At 43.8% G+C, this 17,556-nt stretch carries 19 protein-coding genes and 1 pseudogene; 7 read left to right on the top strand and 13 right to left on the bottom strand.

Features of this window, described 5'->3' with window-relative positions:
- Window positions 1-4: 4 nt before the first annotated feature.
- Window positions 5-451 carry an arsenite efflux transporter metallochaperone ArsD gene (gene arsD / locus ACGHCT_RS22015; protein ID WP_009296528.1) on the bottom strand — a complete coding sequence of 149 codons (447 nt, stop codon included), beginning with the start codon at window positions 449-451 and terminating at the stop codon, window positions 5-7.
- Window positions 452-560: 109 nt separating this feature from the next.
- Window positions 561-884: an ArsR/SmtB family transcription factor gene (locus ACGHCT_RS22010; protein ID WP_390437511.1), complete on the bottom strand. Its 324-nt coding sequence runs from the start codon at window positions 882-884 to the stop codon at window positions 561-563.
- Between the two features lie 165 nt (window positions 885-1,049).
- Here ACGHCT_RS22010 and ACGHCT_RS22005 point away from each other — a divergent pair, with 165 nt between their 5' ends.
- From ACGHCT_RS22005 to ACGHCT_RS21995, 3 genes are all read left to right on the top strand, one after another.
- On the top strand, window positions 1,050-1,661 hold the full coding sequence (locus ACGHCT_RS22005) for a SprT-like domain-containing protein (RefSeq protein ID WP_009296530.1): 612 nt from the start codon (window positions 1,050-1,052) through the stop codon (window positions 1,659-1,661).
- Window positions 1,662-1,844: 183 nt separating this feature from the next.
- On the top strand, window positions 1,845-2,543 hold the full coding sequence (locus tag ACGHCT_RS22000; RefSeq protein WP_009296531.1) for a hypothetical protein: 699 nt from the start codon (window positions 1,845-1,847) through the stop codon (window positions 2,541-2,543).
- A 154-nt stretch (window positions 2,544-2,697) separates the two neighbouring features.
- The gene (locus ACGHCT_RS21995; protein WP_009296532.1) at window positions 2,698-2,973 is read left to right on the top strand and encodes a hypothetical protein; all 276 of its coding nucleotides are present in this window, start codon (window positions 2,698-2,700) and stop codon (window positions 2,971-2,973) included.
- Between the two features lie 109 nt (window positions 2,974-3,082).
- Here the strand turns inward: ACGHCT_RS21995 and ACGHCT_RS21990 are convergent, their stop codons facing one another.
- Window positions 3,083-5,437, bottom strand: coding sequence for a heavy metal translocating P-type ATPase (locus ACGHCT_RS21990; protein WP_009296533.1), 2,355 nt, complete (start codon window positions 5,435-5,437; stop codon window positions 3,083-3,085).
- A gap of 78 nt (window positions 5,438-5,515) precedes the next feature.
- A complete protein-coding gene (locus tag ACGHCT_RS21985; RefSeq protein WP_009296534.1) occupies window positions 5,516-5,869 on the bottom strand; it encodes a metalloregulator ArsR/SmtB family transcription factor in 354 nt (117 codons plus the stop codon).
- Between the two features lie 262 nt (window positions 5,870-6,131).
- Here ACGHCT_RS21985 and ACGHCT_RS21980 point away from each other — a divergent pair, with 262 nt between their 5' ends.
- On the top strand, window positions 6,132-6,632 hold the full coding sequence (locus ACGHCT_RS21980; protein ID WP_009296535.1) for a hypothetical protein: 501 nt from the start codon (window positions 6,132-6,134) through the stop codon (window positions 6,630-6,632).
- A 150-nt stretch (window positions 6,633-6,782) separates the two neighbouring features.
- Here ACGHCT_RS21980 and ACGHCT_RS21975 read toward each other — a convergent pair whose 3' ends face one another.
- Window positions 6,783-7,217, bottom strand: a complete 435-nt coding sequence (locus tag ACGHCT_RS21975) for a flavodoxin (protein WP_390437510.1) — start codon at window positions 7,215-7,217, stop codon at window positions 6,783-6,785.
- Window positions 7,218-7,491: 274 nt separating this feature from the next.
- Between ACGHCT_RS21975 and ACGHCT_RS21970 the strand changes: the two genes are divergently transcribed.
- Together ACGHCT_RS21970 and ACGHCT_RS21965 are read left to right on the top strand one after the other, a co-directional pair.
- A complete protein-coding gene (locus ACGHCT_RS21970; protein WP_390437509.1) occupies window positions 7,492-7,680 on the top strand; it encodes a winged helix-turn-helix transcriptional regulator in 189 nt (62 codons plus the stop codon).
- A 39-nt stretch (window positions 7,681-7,719) separates the two neighbouring features.
- Window positions 7,720-7,899, top strand: a pseudogene (locus ACGHCT_RS21965) (ParA family protein); the annotation flags it as partial.
- An 80-nt stretch (window positions 7,900-7,979) separates the two neighbouring features.
- On the opposite strand, the gene ACGHCT_RS21960 reads toward ACGHCT_RS21965, so the two are convergent.
- From ACGHCT_RS21960 to ACGHCT_RS21945, 4 genes are read right to left on the bottom strand one after another with little or no spacing between them, the layout of a single operon-like run.
- Complete coding sequence (locus tag ACGHCT_RS21960; RefSeq protein ID WP_390437508.1) at window positions 7,980-8,525, bottom strand: nitroreductase family protein; 546 nt, start codon at window positions 8,523-8,525, stop codon at window positions 7,980-7,982.
- 25 nt (window positions 8,526-8,550) lie between these two features.
- Window positions 8,551-9,525, bottom strand: coding sequence for a uroporphyrinogen decarboxylase family protein (locus ACGHCT_RS21955; protein ID WP_390437507.1), 975 nt, complete (start codon window positions 9,523-9,525; stop codon window positions 8,551-8,553).
- A 33-nt stretch (window positions 9,526-9,558) separates the two neighbouring features.
- Entirely contained in the window at window positions 9,559-10,422 is an 864-nt protein-coding gene (locus ACGHCT_RS21950) for an SDR family oxidoreductase (protein ID WP_390437506.1), read from the bottom strand.
- Between the two features lie 24 nt (window positions 10,423-10,446).
- A complete protein-coding gene (locus ACGHCT_RS21945) occupies window positions 10,447-11,418 on the bottom strand; it encodes a uroporphyrinogen decarboxylase family protein (RefSeq protein WP_390437505.1) in 972 nt (323 codons plus the stop codon).
- A 189-nt stretch (window positions 11,419-11,607) separates the two neighbouring features.
- Between ACGHCT_RS21945 and ACGHCT_RS21940 the strand changes: the two genes are divergently transcribed.
- On the top strand, window positions 11,608-13,056 hold the full coding sequence (locus tag ACGHCT_RS21940; RefSeq protein ID WP_390437504.1) for a PucR family transcriptional regulator: 1,449 nt from the start codon (window positions 11,608-11,610) through the stop codon (window positions 13,054-13,056).
- Between the two features lie 426 nt (window positions 13,057-13,482).
- Here ACGHCT_RS21940 and ACGHCT_RS21935 read toward each other — a convergent pair whose 3' ends face one another.
- The 4 genes from ACGHCT_RS21935 to ACGHCT_RS21920 form a co-directional block, all read right to left on the bottom strand.
- Complete coding sequence (locus tag ACGHCT_RS21935; RefSeq protein ID WP_390437503.1) at window positions 13,483-14,364, bottom strand: DMT family transporter; 882 nt, start codon at window positions 14,362-14,364, stop codon at window positions 13,483-13,485.
- Window positions 14,365-14,553: 189 nt separating this feature from the next.
- A complete protein-coding gene (locus tag ACGHCT_RS21930) occupies window positions 14,554-15,906 on the bottom strand; it encodes a Glu/Leu/Phe/Val dehydrogenase family protein (RefSeq protein WP_154261359.1) in 1,353 nt (450 codons plus the stop codon).
- Between the two features lie 372 nt (window positions 15,907-16,278).
- Window positions 16,279-16,812 carry a 2-oxoacid:acceptor oxidoreductase family protein gene (locus ACGHCT_RS21925; RefSeq protein ID WP_390437502.1) on the bottom strand — a complete coding sequence of 178 codons (534 nt, stop codon included), beginning with the start codon at window positions 16,810-16,812 and terminating at the stop codon, window positions 16,279-16,281.
- On the bottom strand, window positions 16,809-17,555 hold the full coding sequence (locus tag ACGHCT_RS21920) for a thiamine pyrophosphate-dependent enzyme (protein ID WP_390437501.1): 747 nt from the start codon (window positions 17,553-17,555) through the stop codon (window positions 16,809-16,811). Before ACGHCT_RS21920 ends, ACGHCT_RS21925 begins: the two co-directional genes overlap by 4 nt.
- Window position 17,556 lies beyond the last annotated feature (1 nt).

Raw genomic sequence — 17,556 nt, 5'->3', positions numbered from 1 at the left:
AATTTTAGCAGCAGCCTTCGGTGGCCGGGGTGTCACCGCAACAACAGCTTTCCGCCGGGGCATCCTCTCCACAGCAATTTGTGGAAGCAGACGTACCACAGCAGCAGGAGGTATCACCCTCACAGCAAGATACGCCCAAAACATCAGCAGACAGTTCCAACCAACTCGTAAATTCTTCGTTGGTAGGATAGCGACCGGCAATCACGATGAAGTCGTCCACCAGCACCACCGGCAGCTTATCAGGGCCAAACTTCTGCAAATACTCGGTCACGGCCTTGCTCTCGACAAACGCCGCCGGGGCGCTGGTCAGGTTAAATCTTTGTACTTCTATGCCATTCTGCTTCAGCGTATTCAATACAGTGGAGATACGGAGCAATTCGGGATCGACGCCGACGCCGCAGAGGCCGGTAGGACAACACATAGCAGGCTCATAGATTTTCATGGTTTTCATAGGGTAATCCTCCTTAAATGATTGAATTATAGAAATTTTTCTATGCTTTGATTATATGAAAACCGATGCCAGAACGTTACACTATCTTTAGCATCGGAAATCATTTTTGTTAGCGGCGCTCTCCTGAATGGCAGATACAATTTGCCTTTGATGTTGTAATCTCATGCAGAGTATTCTTAAAAGCCGCAAGGCGATCTTGATTGAGCGAGTAAAAAGTATTTTTACCCTCTCGTCGGTCATTTACTATGCCTGCTTCAATCAATACTTTCATATCGTGAGATAGGGTAGGCTGTGTAATATGGAACGCTTCCAAAAGTTCACAACCACACAGTTCTCCACAGGAAAGCATATCTACAATGCGTAAGCGTTTCGGATCAGAAATCGCCTTTAGTATTTTTGCAGTATCAATATAAATACTCTCCAAATCGCTCACCTCACATAGAATATTTTCTATTTGTTATTATATGCGCTTCACCTGCGTTTGTCAATATCAAATTGAAAATTTTCTATATTTCTACTTTTAGAGCTTGCTTTCACACCAAAAATATGTAAGCTGTGTCACACAGAATTAAAAGATAATTTTAAGGAGGACACAGCAATGCTTCAAATATCCGAAATCGTAAAGAAAACCGAGGAAATGTTTGACCTGTTCAACGGCCACTTCTACAACGGGGAATTGACCCGCCCGGCCATCACTGTATCCCCGGACGGCGGGCGCGGCGCATACGGCTGGTGCAGTATCCAAGAAATCTGGAACGCCAACGAGGAAAAATACCGGGAGATCAATCTTTGCGCTGAATACCTTGACCGCCCCATGGCAGAGTTAGCTGCCACCCTCTTACATGAAATGGCCCACCTCTACAATTTGGAACATGACGTTCAGGACGTAAGCAACAACGGCTATTATCACAACATGAAATTCAAAGCAACCGCTGAGGCCCACGGCCTTCATATAGAGAAGCACGCAAAATACGGCTGGACAGTTACTACACTGGCTTCGGAGGCGGAGGCATGGATCAAAGCCACCTTGGGCGAGGCCGGTATCCACGCCAGCCGCCTGCAGGTAGAGGGAGGCTCCAAAGGCGGGAGCAAGAAATCCATAAACCGCAGTATCAAATATGTCTGCCCCTGCTGCGGCACCATTATCCGGGCAACCCGCGAGGTGAATGTAATCTGCGGGGATTGCGGAGAGCCTTTCGAGCGGGCATAATATACCGATACCACCGGCCAGCCGATTTACCACGGCTGGCCTTTTTCATTGCCTTTCTATCAGTGAAAAAAGAGAAATTTCTTTGAAAAAAGGCTTGCTTTCACACCCAAAATGCGTAAGCTGTCACTCACAAGGCAAGCAGCCAGTACAAAATACAATCAAAAACGAAAGGTGGAAAACATTATGAAGACAGGAAAAATCACAGCTAAATTGAGGGACGCAGTTCCGGTTTGCCTCATGGTAGAAGGCAAGGAAGTAAAACGGTACAAGAATATTGACCTGCCGGATATGCTCAAAGAGGTGGAAATGCTGGGCTTCCATTTCAACGTACCTACAGACGGCAAAATCACTTTTGAAATCGACTATGCGCAAGGCGTACTGCCGGAGGTATTCCCGGAGCCGAGAGCGAAAATGACGCGGGCCGAGAAGGCAGCGGCCAAAGCGGCAGCGAAAGCCGCTGCAGAGCAGGAAGCCGCCCCGGAGGTTATGCCAGAGGCCCCGCAGGAAGTAACGGCGCTGGCAATCATCCCGGAAACGCCGGTAACATTCCAGCCGGAACAGGTTGAGGAAGTTACCACGGAAGCGGAACCAGCAGCAGATACCGAGGAACCGGCGGCAGAAGCAACCGAGCCCGCCGAGGATACGGAGACCGACAAGGAATCCGGCACAATGGAAATCAGCTACAATGTAACCGGCCCCCGCAGGAAAGAGCTTGCAACCGCCATCGGTGAATTTATCGGCATGGCTCCGGTATACATGAAAGCCCCGACTTACGGCTTCGCCATCAGCAATTACATCCTTGACCGGAACGGAACCCTCCGGGGCGAAGAAAACAAAGAATTGGTTGAGGCCCTTGCGGCACAGGGCTTTACCGCAGCATAAAAACATTACCGGCCCCGCTTCGGCGGGGCTTTTTGCTGCCCGGATATTCTGAAAATAAAGATATGTTTTAAGCATTTTAGAGCTTGCTTTTTGACCGGTGGTGTGTAAGCTGTCACTCACAGAAATCAAACATATCTTTAAGGAGGCCCACACCATGGCAAACTATTCTATCGAAATACAGCGCAACAATGTAACTCTTGCACAGTTTCTCCGATATGTACGCCAGCAATGCGAAAAGAAAGGCATCTACATGGAGATAAACCGCGAGGAATTTGAAAATCCGTACCGCCCCGAAAGCTACAGCTACACGGTAGTAAACGGAGAAAAGAAATGCCATTCCGCCGAGTACATTACCACCAAGAGCCTGCGCCGGAAGCTGGCAAGCTATCAGACCTCAGAAGGCTTCATGGAAAATCACAAAGTTTATTAATCCCCCGCCGTAATGCCCACTGTCCAAATTTTCTATTCAGTTTTTCCAATAGAATCTTGTAATATTCATGGCAGCGAGCTGACAAACCCGCTGCCATGAATATTGATTTCTATTTCTTCAGCATCCGCATAGCATTCAATACTGCGATCATTGCTACGCCAACATCCCCAAACACCGCTTCCCACATACCAGCGATGCCAAACGCACCGAGTATCAGGAATACGCCTTTGACGGTAAGGGCAATCGCTATATTCTGGATAACGATCCGCTTTGTATTTTTTGCCACGTCAATGGCCTCGACTAACTTGGACGGTTCATCAGTCATCAGAACCACATCTGCGGCTTCGATTGCCGCATCGGAACCAAGCCCACCCATTGCAATACCGACGTCTGCGCGCGCCAAAACAGGGGCGTCATTGATGCCATCACCAATAAATGCCAGTTTACTACCCTGACGTTTCTTGCTGTCAAGCAGTTCCAGCTTCTCGACCTTCTGATCAGGAAGCAGTTGTGCATAATATTCATCAAGCCCCAATTCACCGGCCACGGCTCTACCGATTTTTTCATCATCACCGGTAAGCATAACCGTCTTTTCAATGCCAATCCGCTTCAAGTTGGCAATCGCTTTTTTGCTGTCTGCCTTTACCTCGTCCGCAATCAGGATACATCCTGCATACCGCCCATCAACAGCGACATAAACCTTGGTCCCAGCTTTATCGCATGGAACATAAGAGATGTGCTGTGCATCCATCAGTGCGGTGTTACCGGCGAGAATCCTTTTACTGTCCGCGTTCACGCTGATACCGTGTCCAGAAATCTCTTTATAATCGGAAACAACAGTCTGGTCAATTTCCATACCATAGGCGGAAAGGATAGACTTGGCAATCGGATGAGTAGAAAAACTCTCTGCTTTGGCGGCATATTCCAACAGTTGCTGCTTAGTGAAACCTTCCGCCGGAAGAATGTCAGTCACTTTAAAAACGCCCTTGGTAAGCGTTCCCGTCTTATCAAATACGACCACACTAACGCTATTCAGTGCCTCCAGATAATTGCTGCCTTTGACAAGCACACCATGCTTGGAAGCAGCACCAATTCCACCGAAGAAAGTCAGGGGGATCGAGATAACTAACGCACACGGGCAGGAGATAACAAGAAATACGAAGCCTCTGCGTATCCACTCGATCCACTCACCGCCAAAAGCTAGCGGAGGAATGATAGCAAGGATTGCTGCCAGAATAACCACCACCGGCGTATAGTAACGTGCAAAGGTAGTGATAAAGTTTTCGGTCGGAGCTTTTCTGCTGGATGCGTTTTCTACAAGATCAATGATCTTGGCAACAGTCGATTCGCCAAAAGCCTTGGTGACTTGGATCGTCAGTACACCGCTTTGGTTAATGCAGCCGGAAAGAGCTTCATCTCCCTTATGGATGCTTCTTGGAACAGATTCGCCAGTCAATGCCTTAGTGTCAAGCATGGACTCACCATCCAGCACAATACCGTCCAGTGGGATTTTCTCGCCGGGTTTAACTACAATAACCTCGCCAAGTGCAACCGTTTCAGGGCCAACAATAACCAATTCGCCATTTCTATTCACAGTGGCAGAATCAGGGCGAATATCCATCAAATCAGCAATAGACTTTCTGGAACGCTTCACGGCCATGTCTTGGAAAAACTCGCCAACCTGATAGAACAGCATAACAGCAACCGCTTCTGGGTACTCTCCAATGATAAATGCGCCAATGGTCGAAAGGCTCATAAGGAAGTGTTCATCAAACACACGGCCTTTGGTGATGTTTTTGACAGCCCTTATCACCACATCACCGCCCAGTATAATGTAGGAGACAATCAGAAAACCAAGCTCAACAGGTAGCGGGATTTTAGCGAAAACCGTTAGTGCCATACCCAGCGCATAGATAACAGCACCGGAAATCAGGCGGATTGTCATCTTTTTGCTATCATCATCGCCATTGTTCACGGTGTCTTTGCTTTTTGCAGCAGTGACGGTTTCAGCTATATACTCTGAAACAACAACATCCGGCTCATGGCTATGGACAATGGTTTCGATTTGCTTTGCCGCTTCAGTAGCAACAGCAGTTTCCACGCTGATGGTAAGTGTTTGCTTCATCAGATTTACAGCAGAAGAATTTACGCCGTCCAACTCACCAACCTCTTTTTCAATCTTGGCGGAGCAGTTGGGGCAGTCCAGTCCTTTCAACAAGTATGTCTTGGTAACCTGCGGAGTGTTTTTTTCACTAACTTCAACGTCCGGCTCGTGGCTGTGGACGATAGCCTCAATCTGCTTTGCCACAGTAGCAGCAGCGGCAGGCTCCACGTCGATAGTCAGAGTCTGTTTCATCAGATTAACAACAGAAGAACTTACACCGCCCAACTCGCCAACCTCTTTTTCGATCTTAGCGGAGCAGTTAGGGCAATCTAGCCCTTTTAAGAGAAATTCTTTTTTCATATTGAATGGCCTCCTATCATTATATTTTATAATTGCTCAATCATTCAACTATTAAGATAAAAAATCCTCTATCAAGTTTTATTCATACAAATGCTCAAACCCTTTGTCTATGATCTCTTTCACATAGTCATCTGCCAGAGAATAGTAAACGATTTGTGCTTCCCGGCGAAACTTCACAAGGTTTGCCATGCGTAAAGCTTTTAATTGGTGAGAAACTGCGGATTTTGTTAAGCCAAGCAATACAGCCAAATCGCAAACACACATCTCGTTTTGTTCTAAAGCGTGTAGGAGCCGAACCCGTGTACCATCTCCAAATATCTTAAATAGGGTTGCCAGCTTCATATAATCCTCTTTTGGCTGCATTTTGTTACGGGTATCATTGACAATTTCCTCATGGATCACATCACAGTCACAAACAGGATCTCTTGCCATATCTTTTCCCCTCCACCATCATTTATTTATTGAACAATTATTCAACTATGTTTTATAATATCACGTATCCCCTGTTTTGTCAATAGGCCGTAGGGAAATTTAGTGGCGTGAAATGCTACGTAAGCAGTATTTCTTTGCATCACGGAGTATTGTTGCTGACACAAAATGAACAATAACTCTTCTTTTAGAGCTTGCTTTTTGACCGGTGGTATGTAAGCTGTCACTCACAGAAATCAAACATATCTTTAAGGAGGCCCACACCATGGCAAACTATTCTATCGAAATACAGCGCAACAATGTAACCCTTGCACAGTTTCTCCGATATGTACGCCAGCAATGCGAAAAGAAAGGCATCTACATGGAGATTGACCGCGAGGAATTTGAAAATCCGTACCGCCCCGAAAGCTACAGCTACACGGTAGTAAACGGAGAAAAGAAATGCCATTCCGCCGAGTATATTACCACCAAGAGCCTGCGCCGGAAGCTGGCAAGCTACCAGACCTCGGAAGGTTACACCAGATATTATTACTCGGACGAGCTGGAAGAATATGAGGAAACCAAACTACACCGCTATGACTGGACGGTAGACGGAAGCGATACCCCTTGCGAGGCGGAAACAATCAGGAGCTTTCCATACGACTATCAAATATACATCCTTAATTGGGACGGCTCCATGTATAACGAGATATGCGAATTTACCTTTGACACCGAGAAAATCGGCCACGGCTATTACTATCAGGCCAACCGGGACGCGCAGGAATAAGGCAAAAGCGCCAGCCGTAAGAATGAAACGGCTGGCGCTAAAATGTTTTTAATCATTCATTTATGACAAGTATACTTTTTAGCGGTTATTTCTCTCCGCCTTATGTTTCTCAAAGGGTGTCCGCGTATGCTGATAAGGCCGCCGCCATGGCTAAGATTGAAATGTTCCCGCAAATATGCGAGCCTTGTTTCCAAAACCAAGAAAAGGAAAATGTGCTGAAAGGCCCAAAAAATAAGGCTTTTTCAAGACTTGCAGAAAAATAGCCCTCCGAACTGGAAGGCTTATGTTGTATGAAATGTTGTCCCTTTTGACATTCGGAACCTTGAAAAACCAGATAGGTGCTCCAATAATTATTGAATCATACGGAGCAATGTTTTCTAATTTTTCCTCCATTTCTGGCTCTTTCTTGGTTATGTATTCTTTTGTGGAACGAGAGAGAGGATTGACCCAGTTCAAGTCTTTTTCCATATATGTCTCTTTTGGCTTAATCTTGTAAAGGTCTGCTCCTATCTTTCCAGCTTGTTCTGTGGCCAGCTTTTTATTGGTGCCACCAGTTGAAAAATATGCGATTAATGTTTTGCTCATTTCTATGCCTCCATTTGCTATTTGGTTTCTTTACTTTACTTTGTACTATAATTAAAATATAGAAACAAGTACGCAGTTTTACTGTACTAAGTACGGTTGACGATACTGAGGAGGAAAATAATTGTTTGATAAAATAAGCTTTCAAGATTATAGGAAATCGATTCAACAGGTCGACCTAGATGCAAGCACAGACTGCCGAGTTCATAATGCACTGGAATTGTTCAGTAATAAATGGAATCTTTGAGTTCTATTTGAACTTACTAAAAATGATACTATGCGTTTTGGTCAGCTAAAGAAGCATATTCCGGGTATCACCAATACGATGCTCTCTACCACCTTGAAATCGCTGGAAGAAAAAGAATTACTCTTGCGCGCACAGTACAATGAAATTCCTCCGCATACGGAATATGAGCTTTCCAAAAAAAAGGAAAAGGGCTTTATATTGTTTTCCTGTCTATTTTAGAATGGACACAAACTATAATGGGTGATGAGCAATTGCAATGTCACCGCATCGGTGAAAAGTGTTTACGTACAGAAAATCAAAGTCTTTGACAGTGAAATTCCTCATTCTATTCAAGCTGTGGAAGCAACTGCGGAGGGCAAGAGCATTTATGCCTATTACAAAGGCGGTAAGTTTTCCGCCTCTTATGAGCAGTTCTCAATTCTTCCCCAACGGTTTTAATCTCCCAAACAAGTCCCCGGCTTCTTAGCGCAGCGGATTGCAAATATCCGCTTTTAATATCCCGTTGGGGAAGTAACGTCCTATCTTATATAATTGATATTTGTTGTTTCATGAGAACGTTCTACAAGTATATTCTCGTTTGTATGGCCAAGTAAGACCATACAGAGTGGAACGTAGTCCTCCGGGATATTTAGCTGTGACAAAATATCAGAGCTTAATAATGCCATCACCGGGGCCATAACATAACGAGAACCAATGCCCATATCAGTTGCCATGAGTATCATGTTTTGCGCAGCGCAAGATACGTTTGCCATGTTAAAGCCTTGGCTATCATTTCCATTAAGGGCAGATAAAACAATAGCTATCGGAGCACCATATAGGGGGTCATAGCTGGGATTACTTGCTGCTTTGGCAAAATCACCGCCCATATTTTTAAAAATACTTATCGTTGTAGCTTTTATTAAGTTTAAAAGGTTTTGATTTTCAATCACTGTAAAGTTAATTGAGCCATAGATTGGGGCAAAGTTCCCAGATTCAACAATTGCTGTTATTTTTTCCTGCTCAACATTTTGGGAAATAAAAGACAGGGGGCTTTTTCGCTCATGAATTATTTTTTTGATTTCCATACATATTACCTCTTACTATTGTTTTTTAGAAGAATCGATGTTTTTCCCACTCATCGCGTAGATCGTCTAATCGGTCATCGCCAACAAGCACACTGTTTCCTTTTTCATTCAAAAGAGAGGGCCACAATATAAATCCGGGCTTCTTATACTCTGTAAGGCATCTTCTAACTTCTGCACGAATTTCTTCGGTTGTCGCTTCGACTCTGGAAACAGCACCGGAAGAATCCCATCCGCCTTCAACTGCCAGGCGACCTTGATAAGTATCGAGAATCCCAGCAATATTGTTTACTGGCTGTGCCGACTGCCACATTTGAACTCCCATCTCTATAAAATCAGGAATTACATCCTCACACTTACCACAGCAGTGTCTTTCAAAAATCATTCCCTTGCTTCTGACATGTTCAGCGATTCGTTTATCGAACGGCTTAATTACTTTGCGATATGTATCCGGATTCATAAACAAGCTTGAAGAAGTTGCAATATCATCGCCATACGTATAAACATCCACATGGCAGGCTTCACAAAACTTGTCAATAAATTTTAACCTGAATTGAGTTAAAGCTTCAAAAAGATCCATACAAGATTCTGGATCAGTGGCAAGTGAAATCAATGCATTTTCAAAACCCATAAAGGAACACAGACGTAAAAAGAGACCGCCTCCATCGATAAATGAGATTACTTTTTGTTCCGGATCTGGGTGAGGCATTAGATGCTTTCCCTGCTCCGCCATTGCCTTGAAATCGAACAAATCCAAATCAGGAATCTTCACATATTTTTCCCACTCATCAATTTCTTCAAAAAGTTTAAACCCCGGCTTATGAAGGGAACCTTCTTTTGTGCTAATCCATGGACACCCCCAAATATCATTTCCCGCTTGTAAAGGCTGCTCCAGGAAAGAGATTAAAAGGTAGGAAATCGAGATTTCGTCTATCGCCAGCGGCACATAATCCGCCTTTTCACCATAAATTGTTGCAAGACAGTTTTCACGTGATGTCATCATATTATTCTCCTCTCATTATAATTAATGGAATAATTAATGAACTCCAGCCTTTATGATATTCTCTTTAAAAAACTCTTCCAGAGTTTTTGCAGGATGTCCCATAAGGCTTGTAAAAATAAATGGATTGCCCCGATATGGATGATTGCCATGATATGTCATGATTCTTCCCAACATATCTTTTGTGTGGACGGGCATTTCGGCTGGAAGGGGTTGCGGATCGGGAGGCGTAATTTTTAGTTCAAGCCCGTTTTCCTTGAGGCATTTCCCTAATAATTCTATAGCTCCTTCGGTATCATAATGTCCCGGCGCGCACAAATCATAGGATGCAAAATAATGGGGTTCTCCCTCCGTAATAACTTTGCAGGCTGCGGACGTAATATCATCGACAGAAATGAAGCTGCTGATCTTTGAGTTGGGCATAACCGGTACAAAAACTCCGGTAGAGAATACGCCGTTGGTTGGCGGATAATGCACTTCCATATATCCACATGGCTTTAGAATTGTATAATTCAAAAGTGACCCCATTAATACTGATTCAATCAAGTATTTTTCCCAATGTTGAACAAGCTCCGGAACAACATTCATGCAAGAAGAGAACACAAAGTGCTTCACGCCCTTTTCTTCAGCCATCTCAATCAGCGCTTCAGCCATTCCCACTACGCGGGAGAGGCCCGATGGAAGGACAAGATAAATAGTGTCAACTCCCGTAATGGCTTTTTCCATAATAGAGTCTTTTCTTAAATCGCCGATGATTACTTCTTTAGCGCCCATTTCATACAGCTTTTCTTCAGCTGCAGGGCTAAAATCTAAAGCCCTGACGTCTACGCCGGCTTTAACAAGCTTGGGAACGAGCTGCCTTCCTTGATTTCCATATGCTGCACAAACTAAAACTTTCATATTCTTACCTCCTAATATAATTGGTCAAAATTCCCGGTGCTTCATCCACTCGTCAATCACTGCGTCTATCCGCTCATCGCCAACAAAGAACGCATTTCCGCGCTCATTCATCAAGGCGGGTGTAAAAATGTATCCGGGTGTTTTGTACTGCGTTAGGCAACGCCGTGTTTCTTCACGCACAAGTTCTTCACTGGCATCGATTCGGGAGGCCGGTCCGGAAGTATTCCATCCGCCGTCTATGGCCAGCTTTCCTTTAAATCGATCCAGCAAACTGACCAAGTCATTTAGCGGCTGTGCGGAGTGCCACATTTTGGCGCCTATCTCAACAAAATCAGGGACAACCGACTCACACTTGCCACAAGAATGCATTTGGAAAATAACACCGCGGTCAACCACTGCTTGAACAATGCGCATATGAGCGGGTTTTATAAGAGCCCGATACGTTTCAGGATCCATAAACATGCTACGGGCGTTGGCGACATCGTCACACATAATAAAAATATCCGGACCATATGCATCGATTATTTTATTATTGCAGGCAATCTTGTAATCGGCGACGGCATTAAAAAATTCCTGGCAGGCCTCCGGTTCTAGCAGGAGTGCGCAAAGCGCATTTTCAAAGCCCATCAGGGAAATGAGCCGCTCCCATGGTCCACAAGCGGTCAAAAGTGCATATGCCTTCTCGTTTCGATCCGCTTGCGGAAAAACGGTGCTTTCTGCTGCTGCCATTGCCTTGAAATCGATTGCATCCACATCAGGGAACTCCACATGCTTGCGCCAATCACAAATATCTGAGAAACGTACATAACCTGGTTGTGGAATGGAGCCTTCGTTCGTAACCTCCCACGGCACGCCGAAAATATCTTTCCCGGGTTGTGTTGGCTGGTCAATGCCTATCATCAGTCCGCATATCTGAAGATCGGTGAGCGACATCGGAACGTATTCCGGCTTTCCGCCGTAAATAGTTTCCATCATGTTCTGTTTAGGTGTCATCATAGCAATACCTCCCTTTCAAATAATTACTGTTTTTATTGAAGAAATATTGTGCAATTTAACTATATTTAGAATATCATGGGGCAGAATATTTATCTAGATTCACCAATGCACAGACTTTTTTTGTTTTACCTTCATTGCTTGTGCATCGATGCACAGTGGAGTATAATAGTTCATGTGGAGGTGTATAGGATGAAGCTTAGTATGTGGATGATTGTCAACCAACTCAGAGATTTCAGCCTGGAGATACATATTGAAGATGGCTCTCAAACAATAGGCGGAGTACGTTTTTTTTTAGTTGAGCCGGATCTGAAACATGAATTTTTGTGCATTGGTGATGCTTCCAATGTGATATCTGATGTAAAATACAGTGATGCCATTGTGCTTGTCCATGGATATGATATAATTTTTGTTCTACATCAGGACATTGAAACAGTGCTAAACCGGCTGTTGTCAATCATGGATTTCTACAACTCATGGGAGGCATCTTTATGGGAGGCGGCAGCCTCGCCGAACCCCCTGCAAAAAATAATTGATCTTAGTAACGGTATATTATCCGGCCCCGCTTTTATCGCTGACAGGCTCGGTAAGGTGCTGGCTCTTGATGAGAATTTTACGCCTAAAGAACCGCATGAAATCTGGAACTCAATTTACGGTGAAAGACGCCTGCATATTGAAACAGCCAGCTCCCCCGTTATTAAGGATGGAGGGCTCAAGGCAGAGGACTGGACCGCTAACCCTATAATGTATCATCTGGAAAATGGAATGAGTTATATCGGCGCGTATATCATTATGGATGGAGAAACGGTAGCGGCATTTTGTATCTTAGGCGTTGATAACGATCTCAAAAAGAGCGATGTACAGATTGCCTGCGTTATGTGTCCGGTAATAACCACGGCTATTAGAAATCAGGAGATTATATCGGCAGTTTCCAGCAGTGTCTTTCTTAATAACATGATTAAGGGAGAGCAGATTGATGGGGATTTGTTCGAACGCCTATGTGGAAATGCAATTAGCAAGCCGTGGCGAATTATTTCGATCAGAAACATCTTCGCCCCCAAAAGTACTGCCAGAAATACATTGCTGTTGAACGCGATAAAGTCTACGAATACTTCGTCTGTCTGCTCCGTTTATAGCACGGATATAGTAGTTCTTATTTCTTCAGAAGATATGGTTGGCTTTATGAAGGAATTAGCCGTTAAGATCACTCCTTCATACTTTGCAATAGGAATTTCCCTTCCATTTTATATCCACAGTGATTTGGCGATGCGGTATCAACAATCGCAATTTGCGCTTGAGCAGGGGGACGGGGCAGCAGGAATATTTAACCTCGCAGATTATGCGTACAGCCATATGACTTCAATACTGAGAGAACAAAAAAGACTTGCCAGCCTAAGCCATCCTGCTCTTGACTTATTGCGGCATTATGATAGCAAACATGATGCGGATTTGTTTAATACGCTGCAATGCTACTTGAAGAATGAGCGTAATGCGGTACAGACAGCAAAACAACTGTATATTCACAGAAATACTATGCTTAGCAGACTGAAGAAGCTAGCGGAACTACTGTCAGATGTCGATTTGGACAACTCGGAGATTCGTGAGCATATCTTAATATCGTATATCGTCCACGAAACATAGAGTATGGTTTAATGTCGGACCCGGCTGCAACGGTGTTAATTAAATATTACAACAAACTGTGGTATTATAAAGAAACTTAAAATCCAAATATCAAGGTAGAAAACAAGTATTTACTAAAAGTTCTTATAACAGATAAAAATATTTTTGTAAGGGTCTGTGAAAAAAGCCCCTTTTTTAGCTGTAGTTATAAAGCAGAATGTATTCTGTTTCTTCAGACAGTAAAGTGGGGTATAGTGTCTGTTTAAGCATTGAAATTATACCAATTTTTGTATAATGAAAGAATAAAGATACATTTTGTTAAATTAAGAGTAAATAAAGAAATTTATGAATTGCAGTCGTAAGTGGATCTGGAAAGAATAGAATTGAAAAAGGGACAGGGTAGTTTGGAAAAGGGACACCCCTGATCTATTTTGGGACGTGTACCTTCTAGGAAGTACACGTCCCCTTTTGCTTTTTTTGAAATAGGCGAAGTCCGACAAGAATGATGATCCCCCCTGCAATGGTACCCGCAGATGGTGATTCTCTCAAAACTACAAATCCCATTATGGTAGCCAGCAATGGAGTTACAAACATAAAATTGGTTACATCGCTTGTTTTTTTGGCAATTAATAAGGCTTTTCCCCAAGTGAACGCAGCTATGGCGTTGGGAAAGACTCCCAGGTATATGACCACCAGAATATGGGAAAGCGGAGCTCTGGACATTTCATGGATTCCGTTTGGCAAGAACGGAAGGAATAAGATTGCTCCTGCGGTGATACTGAATATGGTTATCTCTAAAGGGGTATATCCCTGGGAGAGCAGTTTTCTCTGGTATAGATTATACCCACAGAAGAGTATGGCAGTACTCAGGGTCCAGAGAATTCCGACATTTATGGAAAGTACTCCGTCCCACAAGGTGAGGACCAGAATACCGATGAATTCAATTCCAATGGAGATCCAGCCTATGGCCGGTATTTTTTCCCGGTAGATAAAGAGTGCGCCTACTGCGGTCATTACCGGTGTCATAGCCATGATGATACTTGAGGTTGCCGACGTTAAGGTTCGTATCCCTACGTTGAAGGTCAGCATATATAAGGTAAAACCAAGTGCACCTGAGAGGAAGAATTTGTAGATATCTTTTTTCCTGGGCAGATGCAGTCGGCTGAATATTCCCAGCAGAATAAGAAATATGGAAGCTGCGGTGATACGCAGACATCCTAAGGAATTAGGTGAAAAGTGCTCCATAGCAACTTTTGAAAATGGAAAAGCAGAGGCCCAGAGGATAACGGTGGCAATTGCTAATATATTGACTTTCGATTTAGCATTCATAGTAATCACTCTTTTCATATACAGAACTTTTTCTAATTAACACAATAGGAGAAATTTTTGTTACCTGTGAACTCTGCTTTTCCTGTAGTATTTAACTAATAAAAAAGAAGATAACTGGCGGGCGGCTGGTAATTATTTTGGAGAGTTTTCTGCCGGCCGCCCTGCGGCAGATATTATAACCGAATGCTTTTATGCACCGTATAATTCATCATTACAGGTTTTGTAAGCAGATTCGGTAGGAGTAATACCAAGCTCTTTGGCTTTGTTTAGGTTCTCCCAGGTATTTTTTGGAAGTACACGTTTGATATCTGCATAAGTACGCTCTAAGCTGGCATCCTTCTGATATTTGTACTCTTCATAGCCAAACATTACGCCGGCGGTATTGTGCCACCAGTCTGTCTGGAAGAGGATTCCTCTGTCAGCAATTACTTTTGCCAGACGGCATTCTTCCTCTACGCTGCTTGCCTTGATCTGGTTGTTGGCAGAACCCCAGATGATCTTGCAGTTAAGTTTAGGAATGCTCTCTTCGTTGAGCACAGCGCCCATAGCACATGGGGAAACTACGTCAACATCCAGATAGAGGATTTCATCGGTGGATGCAGGAGAAATATCAATTCCCTGTTCTTTATATTTAGCAACAATCTCATCTACACGCTGCTGGTTGATATCTGCAACGTAGATTTTAGGATTTTTCACAAACTTGGCAATGCATCCTACCATAGCTGCGCCTACTTCTCCAAGACCCTGAACGGCGAAGGACATTCCTGTCATATCTTCGCTGCCATTGAGGAAGCGTACGGCCTGCTCCAGAGAGATGAATACTCCGTAAGCTGTCGGCGGTCCTGAAGATCCCAGAGGACCCCGTGGTCCGCAGGTATACTGAACACTGAAGCCGTTTTCTTTCATAACATCAGTCATTGCAGGAGGGAATCCCATATCAGGTCCTGTGGAGCAGCGGATTTCATCCAGACAGAAGCCCAGGAAACCGCATACGTTCATATCTGTGAGATCCAGTTCATCCATAATAACGCAAGATTTGCATCCGCCTACAGGAAGCTCACCTGCAATATTTTTAAAGGACATTGCTCTTCCGAGGTTCAGGCCGTCAATGATGATATCCAGCTCGTTCTCGTCCTTTTCATGACGGCGGATACCGCCTTTCATAACACCGTGACGGGTATTATTGATCCCGCGTTTTCTGTTATGCATGTTGCCCAGATACTTAATGTCAAATCCTTTGTGATAGAAACAGTCAATACCGAAATGTTTTCCCTGTCTTAAAAGGTCGATAACCTCTTCCAGATAATCGGTTAAACCGTATTTCTCAAACATAGCTCTTGTCTCTACGTCATTTAAAAACTTTGCATTGTGTGTTTTAATGCTTTCTACGTAGAAATCGTGGTTGTACTTTGACCAGTCTAAATCAGGATCCCAGTCTTTAGATGCCTGAAGAAACACATTGCCGGTTTTCCAGTCATACTGAAGACGTAATGTTGTCAAATCTTCCTGGTCCAATGGATAGAATAAACTTCTTTTTTCCATTCAAAAATCCTCCTTTATTTGTTTTCCTACACACCCTTGTACTTTTATGGAATCATGCGCATGATTTCTCATTTTGTTAAAAAAAGGATGTATGTCCTGCTCTTTTTACGGAACAGACAACATCCTTTTCTTTAAAGTACCACAGCCCTTTTAAAATGTCAAAGAAATTTTTGCTTGCATTTTTCACAAAAATATTTGACATACAATTTCAAAATAAAGGCTGTGTTATGCAAAATATTAGAAGTGATTTCCAATATTAGTGCAAAACTTATAAAATTTATTGAAGAAAAAGGATGTTTTATAATTAAAAATGGAACAATGTTCTATTTTTAATCTTCGTCATTTTTACTAATATGCCTTCTGCAGAGTTAGTTACACGGCGGCATATCCAGCCTCGAAAGCTTTCTTATTAGCTTCCTCAAATTTACTTTTTCCCTTTTTGGCAAACATTGCATTCATGGCAGCAATGGCTTCCTCTTTTGAGAAATCGCCCATAGCTTTTACAGCGGCGCCGGTCATGACAATGTTAGCACTTCTTGCATTTCCGAGTTCGTCTGCAATGGCAGAGCAGGGCACTTTTACAATGGTTACATCAGGGCGTACTGTGGTATCGCAGGTAACCATATCCCCAACCACTGCCATGCCATTTGGCGCGACAATCTTAATAAACATCTCAAAAGAAGGGTTGTTCATAACAATAAGAACGTCTGGCTCTTCCTGCTGCGGATTGTAGATTACATCTTTGCCGAATTTCACTGTACAATTGGCAGTTCCCCCCCGCATGGCAGAACCATAGGATGGACACCATGTGGCATTCTGTCCCTCTCTTACAGCAATATCTGACAGAATAAGCCCGCAGGTAAGTACGCCCTGTCCGCCGGACCCGGCACATACTACTTCTTTCATTTGGTTTCTCCTCCTTTTTCTGTAAATTCTCCCAGAGGATAGTAAGAGATCAGGTCATTATTGATCCGTTCCATAGCCTGAATAGGCTTCATTCCCCAGTTTACAGGGCATGGAGACATGACTTCCACCATAGAGTATCCTTCCCTGTTTATCTGGGCCTGAAGTGCTTTCTTTATGTATCCCTTTGTCTTTTTAATATTAGCGGGGCTGCTGACAGAACCTCTGGCTACATAGGCAGGATGAAACTGGGAAGCAACCAGTTCAGGGAAACGGATAGGAAAGCCTGTGACAGAACAATCGCGTCCATGAACAGTCGTTGAAGTCTTTTGTCCCTCCATAGTAGTCAGGCTCATCTGCCCTCCGGTCATACCAAAATTGGTATTATTTACTGTTATTACTGTTATATTTTCGTTGCGGTAGGCCGCATTGGTTGTTTCTGCAATTCCTATACTGTAGGCATCCCCGTCTCCCTGATACGTGATAACAAGGTTATCGGGATTCACTCTTTTGATACCTGTGGCAACTGCTCCTGCTCTCCCGTGCAGACAGTGAAGCCGGTCTGCCACCAGTCCTCCTCCCAGATTGGAAGAACATCCTACCCCTATGGGAAAAATCACATTCTGATCCTGCCCCAGTTCTTCCAGACACTCGCAAATCAGGCGGATAATGATACCATGTCCGCAGCCTGGGCAAAAGCTCATGGGCCGGTCTATCATTTCCGGCACTTTTCTTTCTGCTGGCATA

The organism is Lactonifactor longoviformis (assembly GCF_042848515.1).
GTDB lineage: Bacteria > Bacillota > Clostridia > Lachnospirales > Lachnospiraceae > Lactonifactor > Lactonifactor longoviformis.
The sequence above is the reverse complement of the archived record's forward strand: the minus strand, read 5'-3'. Positions and strand labels throughout refer to the sequence as shown.

Coding starts and splice junctions, on each gene's coding strand:
- arsD (WP_009296528.1), bottom strand. CDS start 451: ATGAAAACCATGAAAATCTATGAGCCTGCTATGTGTTGTCCTACCGGC.
- ACGHCT_RS22005 (WP_009296530.1), top strand. CDS start 1,050: ATGCTTCAAATATCCGAAATCGTAAAGAAAACCGAGGAAATGTTTGAC.
- ACGHCT_RS22000 (WP_009296531.1), top strand. CDS start 1,845: ATGAAGACAGGAAAAATCACAGCTAAATTGAGGGACGCAGTTCCGGTT.
- ACGHCT_RS21995 (WP_009296532.1), top strand. CDS start 2,698: ATGGCAAACTATTCTATCGAAATACAGCGCAACAATGTAACTCTTGCA.
- ACGHCT_RS21990 (WP_009296533.1), bottom strand. CDS start 5,437: ATGAAAAAAGAATTTCTCTTAAAAGGGCTAGATTGCCCTAACTGCTCC.
- ACGHCT_RS21985 (WP_009296534.1), bottom strand. CDS start 5,869: ATGGCAAGAGATCCTGTTTGTGACTGTGATGTGATCCATGAGGAAATT.
- ACGHCT_RS21980 (WP_009296535.1), top strand. CDS start 6,132: ATGGCAAACTATTCTATCGAAATACAGCGCAACAATGTAACCCTTGCA.
- ACGHCT_RS21975 (WP_390437510.1), bottom strand. CDS start 7,217: ATGAGCAAAACATTAATCGCATATTTTTCAACTGGTGGCACCAATAAA.
- ACGHCT_RS21970 (WP_390437509.1), top strand. CDS start 7,492: ATGCGTTTTGGTCAGCTAAAGAAGCATATTCCGGGTATCACCAATACG.
- ACGHCT_RS21960 (WP_390437508.1), bottom strand. CDS start 8,525: ATGGAAATCAAAAAAATAATTCATGAGCGAAAAAGCCCCCTGTCTTTT.
- ACGHCT_RS21955 (WP_390437507.1), bottom strand. CDS start 9,525: ATGATGACATCACGTGAAAACTGTCTTGCAACAATTTATGGTGAAAAG.
- ACGHCT_RS21950 (WP_390437506.1), bottom strand. CDS start 10,422: ATGAAAGTTTTAGTTTGTGCAGCATATGGAAATCAAGGAAGGCAGCTC.
- ACGHCT_RS21945 (WP_390437505.1), bottom strand. CDS start 11,418: ATGATGACACCTAAACAGAACATGATGGAAACTATTTACGGCGGAAAG.
- ACGHCT_RS21940 (WP_390437504.1), top strand. CDS start 11,608: ATGAAGCTTAGTATGTGGATGATTGTCAACCAACTCAGAGATTTCAGC.
- ACGHCT_RS21935 (WP_390437503.1), bottom strand. CDS start 14,364: ATGAATGCTAAATCGAAAGTCAATATATTAGCAATTGCCACCGTTATC.
- ACGHCT_RS21930 (WP_154261359.1), bottom strand. CDS start 15,906: ATGGAAAAAAGAAGTTTATTCTATCCATTGGACCAGGAAGATTTGACA.
- ACGHCT_RS21925 (WP_390437502.1), bottom strand. CDS start 16,812: ATGAAAGAAGTAGTATGTGCCGGGTCCGGCGGACAGGGCGTACTTACC.
- ACGHCT_RS21920 (WP_390437501.1), bottom strand. CDS start 17,555: ATGCCAGCAGAAAGAAAAGTGCCGGAAATGATAGACCGGCCCATGAGC.